At 44.7% G+C, this 18,114-nt stretch carries 14 protein-coding genes and 1 tRNA gene; 12 read left to right on the top strand and 3 right to left on the bottom strand.

Annotation, left to right across the window (positions count from 1 at the left end; genetic code table 11):
* Positions 1-1,899 (top strand): sensor domain-containing diguanylate cyclase, encoded by a 1,899-nt coding sequence (locus ACYX4W_RS05780; RefSeq protein ID WP_476074944.1) that lies wholly within the window; start codon positions 1-3, stop codon positions 1,897-1,899.
* The gene (gene hemB, locus ACYX4W_RS05785) at positions 1,896-2,906 is read left to right on the top strand and encodes a porphobilinogen synthase (RefSeq protein ID WP_476074945.1); all 1,011 of its coding nucleotides are present in this window, start codon (positions 1,896-1,898) and stop codon (positions 2,904-2,906) included. The genes ACYX4W_RS05780 and hemB overlap by 4 nt, the downstream gene beginning before the upstream one ends.
* Positions 2,907-2,997: 91 nt before the next feature.
* Here hemB and ACYX4W_RS05790 read toward each other — a convergent pair whose 3' ends face one another.
* Positions 2,998-4,509 carry a Ppx/GppA phosphatase family protein gene (locus ACYX4W_RS05790; RefSeq protein WP_476074946.1) on the bottom strand — a complete coding sequence of 504 codons (1,512 nt, stop codon included), beginning with the start codon at positions 4,507-4,509 and terminating at the stop codon, positions 2,998-3,000.
* Positions 4,510-4,545: 36 nt separating this feature from the next.
* Positions 4,546-5,835: an ATP-dependent RNA helicase RhlB gene (gene rhlB, locus ACYX4W_RS05795; RefSeq protein WP_476074947.1), complete on the bottom strand. Its 1,290-nt coding sequence runs from the start codon at positions 5,833-5,835 to the stop codon at positions 4,546-4,548.
* Positions 5,836-5,935: 100 nt separating this feature from the next.
* Here rhlB and trxA point away from each other — a divergent pair, with 100 nt between their 5' ends.
* The 4 genes from trxA (at position 5,936) to ACYX4W_RS05815 (ending at position 12,176) form a co-directional block, all read left to right on the top strand.
* The gene (gene trxA / locus ACYX4W_RS05800; RefSeq protein WP_118490421.1) at positions 5,936-6,262 is read left to right on the top strand and encodes a thioredoxin TrxA; all 327 of its coding nucleotides are present in this window, start codon (positions 5,936-5,938) and stop codon (positions 6,260-6,262) included.
* 271 nt (positions 6,263-6,533) lie between these two features.
* Positions 6,534-7,799 (top strand): transcription termination factor Rho, encoded by a 1,266-nt coding sequence (gene rho / locus ACYX4W_RS05805; RefSeq protein WP_014948094.1) that lies wholly within the window; start codon positions 6,534-6,536, stop codon positions 7,797-7,799.
* Positions 7,800-8,041: 242 nt separating this feature from the next.
* Positions 8,042-9,337, top strand: a complete 1,296-nt coding sequence (locus ACYX4W_RS05810) for an amidohydrolase (protein WP_474853427.1) — start codon at positions 8,042-8,044, stop codon at positions 9,335-9,337.
* Positions 9,338-9,356: 19 nt separating this feature from the next.
* The gene (locus tag ACYX4W_RS05815; protein WP_476074948.1) at positions 9,357-12,176 is read left to right on the top strand and encodes a hybrid sensor histidine kinase/response regulator; all 2,820 of its coding nucleotides are present in this window, start codon (positions 9,357-9,359) and stop codon (positions 12,174-12,176) included.
* On the opposite strand, the gene nhaA is transcribed toward ACYX4W_RS05815, so the two are convergent.
* The gene (gene nhaA / locus ACYX4W_RS05820; protein ID WP_476074949.1) at positions 12,138-13,412 is read right to left on the bottom strand and encodes a Na+/H+ antiporter NhaA; all 1,275 of its coding nucleotides are present in this window, start codon (positions 13,410-13,412) and stop codon (positions 12,138-12,140) included. The two genes, ACYX4W_RS05815 and nhaA, sit on opposite strands and share 39 nt — an antisense overlap.
* Before the next feature lie 276 nt (positions 13,413-13,688).
* Here nhaA and purE point away from each other — a divergent pair, with 276 nt between their 5' ends.
* The 6 genes from purE to ACYX4W_RS05850 all read left to right on the top strand — a co-directional run bounded on the left by purE (position 13,689) and on the right by ACYX4W_RS05850 (position 18,093).
* On the top strand, positions 13,689-14,183 hold the full coding sequence (purE, locus tag ACYX4W_RS05825) for a 5-(carboxyamino)imidazole ribonucleotide mutase (protein ID WP_476074950.1): 495 nt from the start codon (positions 13,689-13,691) through the stop codon (positions 14,181-14,183).
* The gene (locus tag ACYX4W_RS05830; protein ID WP_476074951.1) at positions 14,180-15,316 is read left to right on the top strand and encodes a 5-(carboxyamino)imidazole ribonucleotide synthase; all 1,137 of its coding nucleotides are present in this window, start codon (positions 14,180-14,182) and stop codon (positions 15,314-15,316) included. The genes purE and ACYX4W_RS05830 overlap by 4 nt, the downstream gene beginning before the upstream one ends.
* Before the next feature lie 60 nt (positions 15,317-15,376).
* Positions 15,377-15,452: transfer RNA gene (locus tag ACYX4W_RS05835), tRNA-Thr, on the top strand.
* A gap of 66 nt (positions 15,453-15,518) precedes the next feature.
* Positions 15,519-16,028, top strand: coding sequence for a copper chaperone PCu(A)C (locus ACYX4W_RS05840; RefSeq protein WP_476074952.1), 510 nt, complete (start codon positions 15,519-15,521; stop codon positions 16,026-16,028).
* A gap of 222 nt (positions 16,029-16,250) precedes the next feature.
* Positions 16,251-16,724, top strand: coding sequence for a Dps family protein (locus ACYX4W_RS05845; RefSeq protein ID WP_118490413.1), 474 nt, complete (start codon positions 16,251-16,253; stop codon positions 16,722-16,724).
* Between the two features lie 187 nt (positions 16,725-16,911).
* On the top strand, positions 16,912-18,093 hold the full coding sequence (locus tag ACYX4W_RS05850; RefSeq protein WP_476074953.1) for a PQQ-dependent sugar dehydrogenase: 1,182 nt from the start codon (positions 16,912-16,914) through the stop codon (positions 18,091-18,093).
* The last annotated feature ends 21 nt before the right edge of the window (positions 18,094-18,114 follow it).

Genomic DNA, 18,114 nt, shown 5'->3' on the forward strand with positions numbered 1-18,114 from the left:
ATGCAGACAAATCTAAAAGCGATCCGCAAGTATGATGCGGGTCTCATTCTTATTACAGCCCTTGCCGTTGTGACATTTGTCTTAGTTCTGCTTAACCTTTCACCAGCCACAAGCCTCTCCCCTCGGTTTTCACAGTTAACCTATCTCAAAGAAACTCAAGGGATGAAACTTGATTTTAATAGTGTTGTGCAAACCTCTGCTAGTGAATGGTCTCAAGTCTCGTCTCCAGTCAATTTAGGAATGGACAAAAATGTGCACTGGCTTTCAATGGTGGTTGAGCCTACTCAAAGCAACCAAAACCGGTTTCTTTTACATATAGACTATCCGCTGTTAGATAACTTGGATGTAGCTGTATATAGCCAAGTGGGCACTAAACCCATAGTGTCTTACTCTGGCGGCGACGGACAAAGCTTTGACGATAGACCCATTGCGCACGTCAAACCCTTATTCCCCTTACCTGACAGTGCGCAATCTCTGCGCATTATTATTAAACTGCAAACATCGGGCAGCATACGCCTTCCCATTCGTATTTGGGAAGAGACAGAGTTTATAGAATACACATCAACGAGAAACTTGGTGTTAGGCATCTTCTTCGGCGTTCTGCTAGCAATGGGGGTGAGTAATGCCTTTTTAACTGTCACAACCAAAAACGTGTCTTTTTTGTTTTACTCGGGTTATGTAATCAACCTAGCGTTCACTTTAATTACGCTTCATGGCTATGGCTTTTCTTATATTTGGTCTTCGAGCACTTGGTTTCAGAGTAAGGCGATTATCGTATTTGCAAACGCTACCATTATGTTTGCCGCGTTATTTACGCGTAGTCTTCTGCCTATTAAAAATTACAGCAATAAACTGGATAACGTGACCAAAGCGATTAGTTGGATTTGCGGCCTGAGTATTGTTGCAGGTCTTGTTCTACCTTATTGGCTAATGATAAAAGCATTTCTTTTATTGCTAAGCCTAGTGGTTATTTTTACTCTGTCTCTGGGCGTATGGCTTTCTCTTAAAGGAGAGGTGGTAGCTCGCTACTTTACTATTGCATGGGGCTTTCTACTAATTAGCGGGCTGAGTGCAAGTTTAGATAATGTAAATATTATCCAACTACCTATATCATCGAATAACTTGCTGATTATCGGGGGGACGGTTGAAGCCCTTATTTTGGCGCTAATCTTAGCGATTAATTACAGCCACAGTCGTGACGACCTAATTAATGCTCAGCAGTTTGCCCTTGAACAAGAAAAACAGGCGAATACCGCTAAGGAAAACTTGTTGGAGGTGCAAAAGCGCTACCAAGATGATCTTGAATATAAAGTTCAGGAGCGAACGCTCGAGTTAGAGATAACACTGCGTGAGCTTTCCGATGTGAATCAAGAGCTCGAAAGACTTAACGCAATAGACCCGCTTACAGGTGCCCATAACCGCCGCCACTTTGATAAGCGATTGCGTTCGGAGGGAAGGCGCAGCCGCCGTGAGCAAACGCCTTTATCACTGATCATTGTTGACGTGGATCACTTTAAAAAAATTAACGACCAATACGGACACGACGGCGGAGATGCGTGCTTAATTCACGTAACAAATGTCTTTCAAAAACTCATCCATCGTCCAACAGATGATTTGTGTCGCATAGGTGGTGAAGAGTTCGCGATTATATTGCCTAATACTGATTTGAACGGCGCGTACCACGTTGCTGAAAATATTCGACATAGCTTAGAAAACAGTCCACTTGAATACGAGGGACAAGTAATTAAGCTAACCGCCAGCGCAGGTGTTTCTACAACCGTTATCGCGGATGAAGAGCACGCGCAAAGTTTATTTAAATATGCTGATGACTGCCTGTACGAAGCGAAAGCTTCAGGGCGAAACACAGTAATACACAAACATTTACAGGAAAAACTATGACGTCTTCACCTTTCCCTCTCCGTCGTATGCGTAGACTACGTGCCAAAGATGCGTTAAGAGGGCTTGTGGCAGAGCACAGGCTAACTACGGATGATTTAATCTACCCCGTCTTTGTGTTGCCTGGTGATAACGCGAGGGAAGCCGTACCCTCTATGCCTGGTGTTGAAAGACTTTCTATTGATTTGTTGGTTCAAGAAGCCGCTAATTGGGTAGCATTAGGTATTAGAACTATTGCACTTTTCCCTGTAACACCTATGTCGCTTAAAACCGAATGCGCCAGTGAAGCATTTAATCCTGACGGCCTTGCTCAACAAGCTATGAGGGCGCTTAAAAAGGCGTTCCCTGAAGTCATGCTGATGTCTGATATTGCATTAGACCCTTTCACGTCTCATGGACAAGATGGCCTTCTAGATGAGGCTGGTTATGTGATGAACGACGAAACCGTTGAGGTTCTCATCAAGCAAGCTTTGTCACATGCCGAAGCTGGTGCTGACATTGTTGCACCTTCTGACATGATGGATGGCCGCATTGGCAGCATTCGTAAGGCACTTGAAGAGGCAGGCCATATCAACACATGTATTATGGCTTACTCGGCTAAATACGCATCGGCTTACTATGGCCCATTCCGTGATGCAGTCGGCTCTGCCGCAAACATCAAGGGCGGCAACAAGAAAACCTACCAGATGGACCCTGCGAATACCGATGAGGCCCTTCATGAAATTGCCCTTGATATAGAAGAGGGCGCAGACATGGTAATGGTGAAGCCCGGCATGCCCTATTTAGATGTAGTACGACGCTGCAAAGACGAATTTAAAGTGCCAACATTTGCCTACCAAGTAAGTGGCGAATACGCCATGCATCAAGCTGCCTTTGCTAACGGCTGGCTCAACGAAGAGGCGGTAATTTTAGAGTCTTTACTTGCATTTAAACGCGCTGGGGCAGATGGCATCTTAACCTATTTTGCACCTAAAGCAGCAGAGTTGCTGGCAAAGCATAGTGGTAAATAGACATTAAAATTTAGTGATATCAAATTGCGTATTCCAACAAAAAGCCGTGCTAAGCACGGCTTTTTTATTGATACGATAAGGTTGTGAGTATTTACTTACACACAAGCTCGCACCCTGCTTTGTGCTGTAGCCAGCACTCGTTAGCTAACTCAGCATTAATTAAAGGGTGAGACTTTAACCAGTCTTCGGGGAAAGTAAGTGTCCACTTACTACCATCACATTGTAGCGAAACTTCGGGAATATGTTTGTTTTGGCGGCGTAGACATAGGACTACCGCTATGCGTAGTACTCGAAGCATGCCTTTTAACATAGGGCGATAGTCTTCGTGGTACTTGTCAAAAATGTCTGCATCAATCGTTAAACGATGCTGCGCAACAAGGTCGCGAATTGCTGATCGCTGCAAGCGAGTAAACCCCGGTAAATCAATATGACTTAAAATATATTCACCATGTTCGTGATGGCGCTTATATTCAATGTGAAGACCAATTTCATGCAATTGTGCAGCGGCCCCTAAAATAGTTTCCGTATCTAGATGGCAAATATTTTGTTGAGCACAAAGCTGATGGCACAAAGCAAGGGATACATGGCGCACAGCATTAGCATGGTTTTTATCAACGTGATAACGCTGCTTTGCTTGGTTGAGCGTTTGTTGGCGTCTATCGTTTTCAGTAACGTTATCTAACATTCCGTAGATAAGACCTTCGCGCAATGCCCCGCCAGAAATATTCATATGGTTAATATTTAGCGCTTCAAACAAGCTGATAAGAATCGCCAAGCCAGAAGGGAAAATAGCTTTTCTATTGTCTTCTAATCCGTCGATATCAAGGCTTTTAATATTGCCGCATTCGATACACTGTTTTTCCAAGTGATACAGATAGTCTAAGCGAATGGCATCGCTGATACCCTGTGCTACCAATATCTCGGTAATCGCCTGCGGCGTCCCGGACGCACCTAAGCAATTCTCCCAGTCGAAACATAAAAAAGCGCTTGATACATCATCAATCAGTGCATGGGCCGCTTTTTTAGCATTTTCGAAGTTGTCTTCGGTTATGGTGCCGCCTGTAAAGTAACGCTCCATAAAAGTCACACAGCCCATATCCAAACTTTTCAAATGAATAGGTTGCATGTCGTTACCGATAATAATTTCGGTGCTTGCACCACCAATATCAATGACAAGGCTGTTACCTTGGTTAGCTGATGTATAGGCTACCCCTAGGTAAATTTGTCGTGCTTCTTCCTCGCCGCTTATCACATTGAGCTTGTGGTTAAGAATTTCTTCAGCTTTGCGAATGAAAACATGAGCGTTGGTCGCAAGGCGTAGGGTAGCAGTAGCGACTATCTTAATATTGGATGAAGGGATATCTTGCAGGCGCTCCGAGAAAACTTGCAGGCATTGCCAGCCGCGCTCCATGCTTACATCATCAAGTGCTAAGTTATCGTCTAAGCCAGCGGCTAAACGAACTTTTTGCTTAATTTTCCCTATTATTTGCACGCTGCCGTTAACAACGTGCACAATCACCATATGAAAGCTGTTAGAGCCCAAGTCCACGGCGGCATAATACTCGCCGTAAGTTTGTGCGTCGTGCTGGAGTTCTGCCTGCATAAAATCTCGTTTCTTATTGACTACCCTAGCGCCTTATTATTGCGCTCTGTTGTTTCGGTTTTGAGGCTTACCTCGGCCTCTACCGTTACCACGGCGAGAAGAGTTGCGGTTGTTAGGCGTACGTCTTCTGCGTGGCTTAGGTAGCGTCACATCGTCAAGTAAGGCACTGCGGTCATAATCGGTAACCGGAATTGCCTTTTGAATGTATTGCTCGATAGCAGGTAAGTTCAGTGCGTATTTCTCACATGCAAAACTAATCGCAACGCCGCTTTGACCTGCGCGACCAGTACGACCAATTCGGTGCACATAGTCTTCCGCATCATCAGGAAGGTCATAGTTAAATACGTGAGTTACGGCGTCGATATGAAGACCTCGTGCTGCAACGTCAGTTGCAACCAGAATATCAAGGTTACCCTTGGTAAAGCCTTCTAATATCCCCAGGCGTTTTTTCTGCGGTACATCACCGCTTAGTAAGCCTACGCGATGTCCATCAGCGGTAAGCCAGTCAGTGACTTTTTCACAGCTATTTTTAGTGTTGGCAAAAACAATCGCTTTTTCTGGCCACTCTTCTTCAAGTAACGTAAGAAGAAGCAACATCTTGTCATCGTCAGACGGGTAAAATAACTCTTGTGAAACGCGAGTCGCCGTGGTTTGTTCCGGGGCAACCTGAACATGAGTTGGGTTATTCATATGCTCATAGGCAAGTTCTTGTACGCGATAGCTTAGCGTAGCTGAAAACAGCATGCTTAGGCGGTCGCTTGCCGGTGGCATACGGCGGAATAAAAAGCGGATATCTTTAATAAAGCCTAAATCGAACATGCGGTCGGCTTCATCAAGTACGGCAACCTGAATATTATTCAGAGTAAACACATTCTGTTTATAGTAATCAAGAATGCGTCCTGTCGTACCAATTATAATATCCACCCCTTCTTCCAAAGTTTCACGTTGACTTTGGTAACCTTCGCCCCCATAAATCAAACCAAGCGACAATCCGGTATGCTCACTAAGCAGTTTGGCGTCGTTATAAATTTGAACGGCGAGCTCTCTGGTCGGCGCCATAATAATTGCGCGAGGGCCATTTGATTTGCTGTTATCTGCATTTTCTGCTTTGCTTAGCAAATAGTGAAATGTAGCCACCAAAAAGGCAATGGTTTTACCGGTTCCTGTTTGAGCCTGACCTGCAATGTCGTGACCTTCCAATAATGGAGGCAGTGCAAGTGCTTGAATTGGTGTACAATGTGAAAAATTAGCTGCCGTTAAGGCGTCAACAACCTTGCCGTTAATCGGCAGGTCGGAAAAATGAGTATCAGTTAAGTGAGTAGGCATAGCTTATAGCTTATCAGTGCTTGCATTAAAAAACAGTTTCTATATAACACTTATGGTCGGGCTGAGACAAATCAGCGACAGACCAATAATGGAGAAAAGAATGAGCGACAAAATTATCCAGTTATCTGACGATAAATTCGAAGCAGATGTTATCAATGCTGAAGGTCCTGTACTGGTTGACTTCTGGGCTGAATGGTGTGGCCCGTGTAAAATGATCGCACCAATCTTAGAAGAAGTTGCGACCGAGTTTGAAGGCAAGTTAACAGTTGGCAAGTTGAATGTCGATGAAAATAACGAAACTCCACCTAAATATGGTATTCGTGGTATTCCTACATTGCTACTTTTCAAAAACGGTAACGTTGCTGCTACTAAAGTTGGCGCGCTATCAAAAGCTCAATTAACAGAATTTCTAAACGAAAATCTGTAATTGAAACAAAATAAAAAACCGGTGCGAATAAAGCGCCGGTTTTTATTTGCATCACAGGTACTTACTAATTGTTTTAGAAAAGGGCATATCAATTTATTTAACATTTCGGTGGTAAAACGCTGGACGTTGATTAAATATAGTGCTAACTTTTCCTCAGCGCTCATCCGAGCAGCATTCTGCTTACGCCCACATCCGGGTGATATCAAATCTAAACTAGAACAGAGTGACTTTAAGTCCTGTAAGCGAAGTTCAAGCACAAAGACCCACCAGTATGAATTTAACTGAATTAAAGAACAAACCAATAAGCGAGTTGGTTAACCTGGCCGAGGAAATGGGCCTGGAAAACATGGCGCGCGCCAGAAAACAAGACATCATTTTCTCAATCCTAAAGACACACGCAAAAAGCGGTGAAGATATCTTTGGTGATGGGGTACTAGAAATTTTACAGGACGGTTTCGGCTTCTTACGCTCAGCTGACTCTTCGTATCTTGCAGGGCCGGACGATATCTATGTATCGCCAAGCCAAATCCGACGCTTCAACTTGCGTACAGGTGATACAATTGCTGGAAAAATTCGTCCACCAAAAGACAGTGAACGATATTTCGCTCTGCTTAAAATTCGCGAAGTTAACTTCGACAAGCCTGAAAATTCACGTAACAAAATCCTTTTCGAAAACCTTACACCGCTTCACGCAGCAGACCGCTTGCGTATGGAACGGGGCAACGGTTCAACGGAAGATATCACGGCTCGTGTACTTGATTTAGCATCGCCAATCGGTAAAGGTCAGCGTGGCCTTATCGTTGCACCACCTAAAGCCGGTAAAACACTCCTGCTTCAGAACATCGCCCAGTCAATCGCCGCTAATCACCCAGACTGTGAGTTAATGGTGTTACTTATCGACGAGCGTCCAGAAGAAGTAACCGAGATGCACCGCCTTGTTCAGGGTGAAGTTGTTGCATCGACCTTTGATGAACCTGCAAGCCGTCACGTACAAGTGGCAGAAATGGTAATCGAAAAAGCGAAGCGTCTTGTAGAGCATAAAAAAGACGTGGTTATTTTGCTAGATTCGATAACTCGTCTTGCTCGCGCATACAACACGGTAATTCCTTCATCAGGTAAAGTACTTACCGGTGGTGTTGACGCAAACGCACTACATAAGCCTAAGCGCTTCTTCGGTGCTGCACGTAACGTTGAAGAAGGCGGAAGCTTAACCATTATCGCAACAGCGCTAATTGATACCGGCTCTAAGATGGATGAAGTTATCTACGAAGAGTTTAAAGGTACAGGTAACATGGAACTTCACCTTAACCGCAAGATTGCGGAAAAACGTGTATTCCCAGCTATCGACTTTAACCGCTCAGGTACCCGTCGTGAAGAGCTACTTACTGCGCAAGACGAACTACAGAAAATGTGGATCCTTCGCAAAATTGTTCACGAAATGTCTGAAATTGATGCCATGGACTTCCTTATCAGTAAGCTGTCGATGACCAAGACTAACGATGAGTTCTTTGACGCAATGCGTAGACAAAAGAGCTAATCGCGACTTAGCAATAAGTTGATATATACATAAGGCGCCTCATGGCGCCTTTTTGTTTTCCAGATTAGTTTGTTTCCCAAATTAGTCAGCGGCTTGCCTTATACTTCCGTCTAATATTCACGGCTGGGCGAATGGGGTATTTTCAAGTGCCTGCTAATTCTTTGCTGCAATTGCAGAAGCATTAGTGTGTTCTCCTTTAAGATGATTTACTCTGTCTCAAAACATCAAAGGAAATAAGAGATATGAATCGGAAGTTGCTGTCACTTGTATTTGCCGGCCTAGCCTCTTTTACAGCTAGCGCTAACCCCATTAACGTTGATGAACTGGCTAACAAAGTAGAACCAGACGTTATTAAATGGCGCCATCATTTTCATGAGTTTCCAGAACTGTCTAACCGCGAGTTCAAAACCGCTGAGTATGTGGCTGATTACCTTAAAAGCCTAGGCTTACAAGTTCAAACCGGTGTAGCTAAAACCGGGGTGGTAGCAATATTAGACTCTGGCAAGCCTGGCCCTGTTGTTGCCCTACGAGCAGATATGGATGGGCTTCCGGTCAAAGAGCAAAACGACCTAGCATATCGCTCTACGCAAGTAGGCGAGTATAATGGTAAAGAAGTGCCAGTGATGCATGCCTGCGGTCACGATACGCATATGGCTATGCTAATGGGGGCCGCAAAAATCCTTACTGAAATAAAGGGTGAATTAAAGGGTAAAGTGAAATTTATCTTTCAGCCTGCAGAAGAGGGCGCCCCCGCTGGAGAAAAAGGCGGTGCTGAAGTTATGGTGGCAGAAGGCGTATTAAAGAATCCTGACGTCGACGCTATTTTTGGTTTGCATATTAATGCCAACACTGATGTGGGCAAAGTGCGCTATAACGCCGGTGGCACTATGGCCGCAGTAGATCCGTTCAAAATTGTTATTCACGGAAAGCAAGCGCATGGCGCTTATCCGTGGAAAAGCGTAGACCCAGTAGTTACTGCTGCGCAAATGATAATGTCTATTCAAACCATTGTAAGTCGTGAATTAAAACTGATTGACGATGCGGCAGTGGTATCGATTGGCTCAATCCACGGTGGTAATCGCTCTAACATCATTCCAAATGAAGTCGAAATGGTAGGCACTATCCGTACTCTTAACGAAGCCGCTCGCGATCACATTTACGAGTCACTTCCACGTAAAGTAAAAGCGATTGCAGAGAGTATGGGGGCAGAGGCAGAACTCACGTTACCACTAGATTACTATTACCCAATTACGTATAACGACCCAGAGCTTACAAAAGCCATGTTACCTACCATGCAGCGTACCGCTGGCGTCGAAAACACATTGCTTTCTAAGCCGGTAACCGGGGCTGAAGACTTTTCATTTTTCCAGGAGCAAGTTCCAGGCTTATACGTTTGGGTAGGCGGTAAACCGCTAGATGTATCAGAAGAAGACAGCCCTGCTCATCACACGCCAGAGTTCTACGTTGATGATGAGGGAATGAAGCTGGGTGTGAAGCTACTTACTAACTTTACTTTAGATTATATGGCGCAACACTAACACTGGCGGCTGGAGACATGTGTTGAAAATTGGTAGTAATTCGTTTTCCATTTCATGGTCTCTGGCCTTCCAAGCATTAATTGTATGTGTGTTGGGTGCAAGTTTAAATGCCCTTTCTCCACCTTTTGACAGCACTGGAATAGCCGCATTTGGTATAGGAGCGGCAGTTTACGCCTCCCTTCGCTTTTCCCCTTTTATTTCAATTCCCATTGGACTTCTAATCAGTCTGCCACTTTGGCTAAACGAAGGCAGCATTGTAGGCAAAGAAAGTCTCACTCTTTTGCCAATAGTACTTAGCTTTTTCGGCTATGATAAATCGCTAAAGCAAGTGATTAAAGTAGGCGCAGGCTTCTGGTCTATCGTCTTTTTACCCATTTTGCTGCTAGAACACTCTCTGTTCGATGATGGCAACGTGAACATGGTGTTCTCTGGTGTTTTAGTTACTTGGGTCAGTGGTGTATTTGGTTTGATCATCGGCCATTTCGCGTACTTAGCTATTTATGGCCTGAAGCGGCAAACTTCGTACAAATCCAAGCGGGTCACGCTTCACTTTCTCTTCGGGTATTTTTTCTCTGGATGCTTTTTTGTTGCTTCTATGGCGGTGATATATCTGTCAGTCAGCTTGTTTCAGCATCAACAAGAGCGGCAAATTTACAGTTATATGGCCCAGCGAGTTAAAGTGCTGGAGTTCCAGCTTTCAAACTTTTTACGTCATCATCAAAATGCTATTACCGCTACAGCGAAAGTACTTTCTAATAGTGGTTCGGAAAAAAATGCTGAAAACATCGCAGCCAAAAATCTACAAATTGTGGCTTCTCATAACCCTGAATTTTTAACCTTTCTGGTAGCCAATGAAGATGGTGATATTACGCATGCCTATCCACCAAGCATGTTGGAAAAAGCAAAGCGAAATGGGCGGCCCAATGTGTCTTATCGGCCTTACTTTTATGAAGTTATACAAAGTGGCGTGCCATTTTTATCTAACGTTTTCCAAGGCCGTGGCTTTGGTAACGACCCAATTGTCGCGCTATCTGCGCCTATATTAGATAGCAATGGGGCGCCTAAAGGTATTGTAGAAGGGTCACTATCACTAAAGAGCTTTCATGCCATTGATAGCCTTAGTCTCGGCGGATTCTCGATGTTAATCGAAGATCAAAAGGGTGAGGTAATTTACGCCTCAGAGGCGTTAGCGTTAAAGCCGTTAACTAAAGCACCGTTTTATTCATGTGAGCCCAAATGTTCCATTGAAGTTGATGATGGTCCTCAAGGTAAGACGTGGCTTAGATTTACCAAGAACATTTCTTTTGCCAATTGGAAGGTTAGCTATTATTTCGACAAACGGCTTTTGATGGCATCAATGAGTAGTTATTTACTCAAAGATTTACTTTTATTGCTGGCTTTATCTGCGTTCGGGACCTTTACAGGCTATGTAGTAGCGAAAATGGTGGGAGCACCCATTCGCCGTCTCGTTCGCTATATTGCAGACTTCGAACCTACACAGCAACAAGGAAAAAAAGCGCCGCAAAGAGCACTCCACATTCAAGAACTATCGTTACTAAGCGATGAGTTTATGCGCTTAGAAACCCGCTTGTCAGGTGCCTTTGATGAGCTTAAGAAAGCGAGAGAAATAGAGCAGGGGCTAAACGTAGAACTTAATGAGTTAAATCAGTCCTTGGAAAAGCGCATAGAGGAAAAGACTGAGCATCTAGCACAAGCGTTAAAAGAAGCTGAAGCTGCTAACGTTGCCAAAACGCAATTTCTCGCTAATATGAGTCACGAGATAAGAACGCCAATGAACGGTATCGTTGGTTCTTGCGAATTGATGTTAGACAACGACCTTCCTGAACATATCGCAGTGAGAGCAAAAACGATTTCTCGTTCAGCTACTAATTTATTGATTATTTTGGACAGTATTTTAGATTGGTCGAAAATTGAATCAGGCAAAATGCTCCGTGATATCCAGCGCTGTGACATTCGTGAATTGCTTGAAGCTTCCTGTGAACTTTATCGCCATACGGCGCAGGTTAAGGGGTACGACATTGCGCTTCATATTAGTGACCATGTACCCCATGCCTTAAACATTGATGCTGGAAAAGTAGCTCAGGTTATTAATAACCTTCTTAGTAACGCGATTAAATTTACCAATGAAGGTCAAGTTTCGGTTGACGTTGATTACGCGCACCAAGGGCTTAAAGTTTCGATACGGGATAGCGGCATCGGTATCGCTCCTGAAAAAATACACCTTATCTTTGAAAAGTTTGAACAAGCTGACACCTCAACCACCCGCCACTTTGGAGGAACCGGTCTAGGCTTGGCCATATCCAAAGGACTGGTTGAGTTGCTCGGCGGCGAACTCTACGTTGAAAGTGAATTGGGTAAGGGAACTAATTTTACCTTCCATATTCCGGCTACTACGAGTAATAGTGATAAGCAGGAGCAACGTAAGACCTCAGCAACACTCCCCAGTGGTCTTCGCGTACTTCTTGCAGAAGATAATGATATAAACGCTGACATCGTGATGGATATGCTTAAATCAGCGAACATCAAATGTATTCGAACCAAGAATGGCAGAGATGCTGTACAAGCAGAGAAAAAACATGATTTCGATCTAGTTTTAATGGACTGTCAGATGCCCATAATGGATGGATTAGCTGCATCCACACTTATCCGCAAAGAAGGTCGAAATAAAACTAAGATTAAAATTATAGCGCTAACGGCCAACGCATTTGTCGAAGATAAAAATGCCTGCTTAGAAGCAGGCATGAATGCGCATTTAAGTAAGCCTATACGCAAGCAAGTGCTATTTGACTGTATTGCCCGTGAGCTTGCTAGCGTTTGAGGCTACGTCAGTGTCATCACTCGGTGCATCACTTACCAGGCGCAATACAATGTAGCCCAAGCATGCAGACACGAGTGAGCCCGCTAAAATTCCGACCCGCTCATCAAAGATTTGATTAATCCCGGTTTGTTCAAAAGCAAGGCCTCCTATAAACAAACTCATGGTAAAACCAACGCCGCAAAGCAGCGCACAGCCATAAATATGCTTGAAGTTCAGGTCATCAGGTAACTTTGCTAGTTTCAGCTTTACCATTAAATAGCAAAACCCAAATACACCTATTTGTTTTCCCACAACCAAGCCAAGGAAAATGCCAAAGGTTACAGGGTGAAAAATTCCTTCTGGGCTAATATTGCCAAAACTAATGCCCGCATTAGCAAAGGCGAACAAAGGCAAAATGGCAAAACTTACAGAACCATTTAAACCGTGCTCAAGTCGAGTTACTGGAGAGTATGACGGGTCTTTTTGATCTCGCATGGGAATAAAACTAGCCAGTACCACACCGGCTAACGTCGCGTGCACACCCGACTTCAGCATAGCTACCCATAAAATGAGGCCTACAAAAACATAGGCTGGAATATCCACCACATTTCGCTTGTTCATTTGCCATAACAGCAACAAGCATCCAGCGGCCACGTATAACGCGCCAGCTGTAATGTTGTCGGTGTAGAACAAAGCAATAATTACAATAGCGCCGATGTCGTCGATGATGGCTAGCGTAACTAAGAACACTTTTAGGCTAGTAGGTACTCTACTACCAAGTAGCGCCAAAATACCCAACGCAAAGGCAATGTCTGTGGCAGCGGGAATGGCCCACCCTGCAATCGCCACTGGGTTATCCCAGTTTATACCTACATAGATTAATGCTGGCAGTGCCATACCGCCCACGGCACCAGCAGCAGGTAGAATAATATCTTTAGGGTTTGCTAGCTCACCTTCACACACTTCCCGTTTAAGCTCTAGGCCTACGTGAAAGAAAAAGACTGCCATCAAGCCATCGTTAATCCATAGCAGCAATGGTTTATCAATAGCCCACGACCCAGCGGATATTTGAACTGGCATGCTGATTAAATGGTCGTAAAGGGTATCTAATGGGGAATTGGCAATAATGAGTGCGAGTATTGTCGCTGCCATCAGCAAAATACCGGGAGCAGCCTCGCGGTTTAAGAAATCAGAGACCACGTCCTGCACTTCTTCTATGACTTCGTCAAGTACGTCGGGTTCATGCTTATCTGTCATCAATAACCTCTTGCGCCATTTAACTTCTAACACCGCAAAGCTTATAACGTAGCGGTTGCTAATCCGTGTTATACGGCAGTTTTTCTTCACAAATTAATTATAGTTAATACGGGTTGTTAGGTTTAGATAGATCACCGGTCAAGGTAGAGTGCTTTTATTCGCTCGTACTCTATAGCACTATATTTCACGCCATTTACGGTGGGATTTTGGACGGTTTTAAGCTACAATCGCGGCCTTTCCAAGGTTGTCCATTTTACCTACTCCGAGGATCTCTAGATGGCAAAAGTCGCGATTGTAATGGGTTCAACTTCAGACTGGCCTACCATGCAGCAGGCCGCAAAAATGCTGAAGTCGTTTGGTGTTGAATTTGAAGCGAAGGTGGTGTCGGCACATCGTACACCTAACTTGCTAGTAGAGTTTGCTGAAGGCGCTGCCGATGAAGGTTTTAGCGCAATAATTGCTGGCGCGGGCGGCGCAGCACACTTGCCGGGAATGATTGCCGCACACACCCATCTGCCGGTGTTTGGTTGTCCGGTGAAATCAAAAGCGCTCAACGGGTTAGATTCATTGCTTTCTATCGTTCAAATGCCGAAAGGCGTAGCAGTAGGCACATTAGCCATTGGTGAAGCTGGTGCAGCAAATGCAGGTCTACTGGCGGCGCAAGTCGTTGCGCTGCAAGAGCAGAGTGTGCGAGAAGCTGTTATCGCTTTTAGAAAGTCTCAAACTGAGACCGTACTTGCTTCAAGTAACACATTGGAGCTAGATGAATGAGAGTAGTTGTTTACGGCGCAGGCCAACTTGCTCAAATGATGTACTTAGCGGGAAGCCCGTTAGGTATTGAGGTTCAAGCTGTGGACGTAAACAACGATACCGTTGTACATCCAGTTAGCAAAACCCCACTCGATACACCACTAGCGCAAGCGCTAGAGGATGCCGATGCATTAACGGTAGAGTTTGAGCATGTACCTGAAAGATTGCTTGAAGAAGCGGCTAAAACAAACAAGTTGATGCCGAATATCGACAGTATTCTAGTTGGTGCCGACCGCGTACGCGAGAAAAAGCTTCTCGAAAGCATGAAGGTTGCAAACTGTGATCACCAGATAGTGACCGACCTTGCTCAGTTAGATGATTGCGTAAAACAGCTTGGTAGCAAACTTATTCTCAAAGCGAGCCGCGATGGCTACGACGGTTACGGACAGTGGCGTTTAAGTGATGAAGCCGATTTGCCAGCACTAAAAAGCTCGCTACAAGGCTTGGACTTAGAAAACGTGCCATTAGTGGTAGAAAAAATGGTGGCATTCGATAGAGAGCTGTCTTTAATCGGTGTACGCAATGCTAATGGCGACGTGAGAACCTATCCACTTGCTGAAAATCTGCATCACCAAGGTCAGCTTCATGTGTCGGTCGCGCCTGCGACTCGTGTAGATGACGCTCTTCAGGCTCAAGCTCACGATATTTTCGTGAAACTAGCTGAGGGTATGGACTACATAGGCGTGCTGGCAGTGGAGTTATTCCAAGTTGGCGATAAACTGCTTGTCAATGAACTTGCGCCGCGTGTACATAACTCTGGGCATTGGAGCCAGTCAGGCGCTGTCACCAGTCAATTTGAGAACCACTTGCGTGCTGTTTGCGGCTTGCCTCTTGGCGATACGTCAGCTATTGGTCCAAGTGCTATGGTTAACATCATTGGATGCAGCAGCTTTTCTCGAGACCTGCTAAGTATTGATGGAAGTCACCTGCATTGGTACGGAAAGTCTGTTCGTGAAAAACGCAAAATGGGGCATATCAATGTCACCACTAACACTTATGAGAGTTTAGGTGAAAAGCTCATGGCATTGAGCAAATATTTACCACTTGAGTACTTCCCGAAATTAGTTGGTGAAGCAACGCGATTAAAAGGTTGACACCCACGCGTTTATCGCTAGAATACGCATCCGCTGTCTAGGCAGCGGTTTTTAAAGTGTGCCGACTTAGCTCAGTTGGTAGAGCAACTGACTTGTAATCAGTAGGTCGCCAGTTCGATTCCGGCAGTCGGCACCATTTTTCTTTTTTCCTATGCCAAACTTACGTACACTTGCTTACGAATACCCATTCGGAGCAGACTGTATGTCACTTTTTTCCAAATCACTTAAACCGTTAGTTATCGTTACTGGCTTATTTTCTTTAAGCTTGTCTGGGACTATTTCTGCCCATGGCAATGCTCATAATAACCACCACAAGCCAAAAGAGCAGCATAAGCACATCAGTAAGCAAACTGACGTTATGGTGATGAATGGTTACGCCAGAGCAACCTTTGCCTTGGCAAAAACCGGCGCAGTGTACTTTACTCTACATAATCAAAGTAAACACGACAAAACGCTGATATCTGTTTCAGTACCCCAAGATATAGCAAGTGAAGCGCAAATTCACACAACGGTGATGCAAGAAGATGTCATGAAAATGCGTGAGCTAACTGAAGGCGTCAAAGTAGAAGCGGGCGAGATGGTCGCTTTTGAACCAGGTGGCCGTCACATCATGTTGATGGGGCTGACTAAGGGATTGGAAGAGGGCAGTGAAGTAGTGCTAACCCTCACATTTAGCGATGCAAGCGAGACTGAAGGTTTCGCTACCGGTTAAAAAAGAAGCGGGCGGAGGTCACCATCACCACCATTAATACAGCATGAGGCAGAATGGATAAAGTCATCGATTAATACGATGAAAGCAATTAACTAAACCGTTAATCTAAATCAATATTTCTGTAGTACTATTAACTTATATTATCAAGACCTAGATTTTTGATGGCCAAGAAACTGGTTGAACGAAAATCTCAAAAAGGGTTTCAACGTTAAGGAGTGTGACATGAGCAAGATTGATATTGGTATTTCTGAAAGCGATCGTAACGCAGTAGCAGAAGGCCTGAAAAAGCTATTGGCCGATTCTTACACCTTGTACCTTCAAACGCATAACTTCCACTGGAATGTAGAAGGACCGCAGTTCCGTGAACTGCATCTTATGTTTGAAGAACACTACACAGAGCTTGCAGAAGCAGTAGACGAAATCGCAGAGCGTATCCGTACTTTAGGTGTTTCAGCGCCGGGCACATATAAGTCGTTCGCTGAACTTAGTTCAATTGAAGAAGTTGAAGGTGTGCCTGAGGCCAACGAAATGGTTCGCTTACTGACTCATGGTCATGAGCAAGTAGTGAAAACGTGCCGTGAATCATTAAAGCTAGCGCAAGACGCTGACGATGAATCATCTGCAGCGCTAATTGGCGATCGCATGCGTGTTCACGAGAAAACAGCGTGGATGCTTCGCGCAACGCTTCCAAAATAAATACTGCGCCGTTGTAAAGGTAGTTAATTTCGTTTAGTCGGCAAGCCAACTTTATCGCATTAGCGAGTAAAACTATCACAAAGGGTACAGCGGCGCTGTACCCTTTTTTGTATACTGCTATAACTTAAAAAATAAAAGAAGAAGTCTGTGCCACCAAACACAGCTTCTGTAAAAGAGGCTTCTAACGATGAGACCATCAAGTACTTTAGCAGTTACATCCAAACCCGTAAGCATACTAGCGCGTTCAGTAGTATGTGCGATGGCGCTAGCAGTAAGTCAATTTGCCCTAGCTCATGGCGATCACAAGCATGACGAAGACCATGAAATCACCGACAGCGATATAACCGTATCCACGTTTGCTGAAGGTTTAGTACATCCATGGGGCATGGTGTTTTTACCTGATGGCGACTTACTGGTAACCGAACGAGCGGGTGGTATCCAACGTTTGTCTAAAGACGGTAAATTGTCAGGGCGCCTAAATAACGTACCAGAAGTGGTCGCGCAGAACCAAGGTGGTATGTTAGACATTACCATCGACCCAGACTTTGCCAGCAACAACACGATTTATTTCTGTTACAGCAAAGCGAGTGAGACAGAAGGCAAACCTGGCAGTAGCAGTAGTGTTGCAAAAGCCACGCTTACTGATTCGGGCCTTGAAAATGTTGAAGTTATTTTTAGTGCCGACTCTATTGTCGATAACGGCTTTCACTTTGGCTGTCGTTTAGCGTTCGATGCTAAAAAGCACTTATACGTCACTATGGGCGACCGCTATAAGTACATGAAAGAAGCGCAGAACACCAATAACCACTTCGGCAAAATTGTACGCATAAACCGTGACGGCAGCGCAGTAGAAGATAACCCTTTCACCGATGGCAATGCCCCTGAAATATTCAGCTATGGTCACCGCAACGTGCAAGGCGTCACTATACACCCTGAAACTGGCGTAGTCTGGGCAATGGAACACGGCCCCAAAGGCGGTGATGAAATTAATATCCTAGAGCGCGGTGCGAACTACGGTTGGCCAGAGATTACTTATGGCGTTGACTACAGCGGCGATATTATCAGCGATAAAACTCATATGGATGGTATGAAGCAGCCTTGGTTGTACTGGGATCCGTCCATTGCACCAAGCGGCCTAACCTTCTATCAAGGCGACATGTTTAAAGAGTGGAACGGCGATATATTAGTGGGTTCTTTAAAATTTACCCACCTTCGCCGTATCAAGGTAGAGAATGGAAAGCCCGATGAGCAGTTCGAGTATGTTCGCGACAATCACGACCGCATCCGCGACGTAGAAGTGGGGCCAGATGGTGCCATTTACTTACTGACCGACGCCCCTAATGGCAAAGTAGTGAAGCTGACCAAATAAGGTCGATGATAAAAAAGGTAG

This window comes from Alteromonas sp. ABH4_454 (assembly GCF_056311775.1).

Bases quoted from the DNA above. Each gene is read 5' to 3' on its own strand.
- rho (WP_014948094.1), top strand. From the start codon at position 6,534: ATGAATTTAACTGAATTAAAGAACAAACCAATAAGCGAGTTGGTTAAC.
- nhaA (WP_476074949.1), bottom strand. From the start codon at position 13,412: ATGACAGATAAGCATGAACCCGACGTACTTGACGAAGTCATAGAAGAA.
- ACYX4W_RS05840 (WP_476074952.1), top strand. From the start codon at position 15,519: ATGTCACTTTTTTCCAAATCACTTAAACCGTTAGTTATCGTTACTGGC.
- ACYX4W_RS05780 (WP_476074944.1), top strand. From the start codon at position 1: ATGCAGACAAATCTAAAAGCGATCCGCAAGTATGATGCGGGTCTCATT.
- trxA (WP_118490421.1), top strand. From the start codon at position 5,936: ATGAGCGACAAAATTATCCAGTTATCTGACGATAAATTCGAAGCAGAT.
- purE (WP_476074950.1), top strand. From the start codon at position 13,689: ATGGCAAAAGTCGCGATTGTAATGGGTTCAACTTCAGACTGGCCTACC.
- rhlB (WP_476074947.1), bottom strand. From the start codon at position 5,835: ATGCCTACTCACTTAACTGATACTCATTTTTCCGACCTGCCGATTAAC.
- ACYX4W_RS05850 (WP_476074953.1), top strand. From the start codon at position 16,912: ATGAGACCATCAAGTACTTTAGCAGTTACATCCAAACCCGTAAGCATA.
- ACYX4W_RS05845 (WP_118490413.1), top strand. From the start codon at position 16,251: ATGAGCAAGATTGATATTGGTATTTCTGAAAGCGATCGTAACGCAGTA.
- ACYX4W_RS05810 (WP_474853427.1), top strand. From the start codon at position 8,042: ATGAATCGGAAGTTGCTGTCACTTGTATTTGCCGGCCTAGCCTCTTTT.
- ACYX4W_RS05790 (WP_476074946.1), bottom strand. From the start codon at position 4,509: ATGCAGGCAGAACTCCAGCACGACGCACAAACTTACGGCGAGTATTAT.
- ACYX4W_RS05830 (WP_476074951.1), top strand. From the start codon at position 14,180: ATGAGAGTAGTTGTTTACGGCGCAGGCCAACTTGCTCAAATGATGTAC.
- hemB (WP_476074945.1), top strand. From the start codon at position 1,896: ATGACGTCTTCACCTTTCCCTCTCCGTCGTATGCGTAGACTACGTGCC.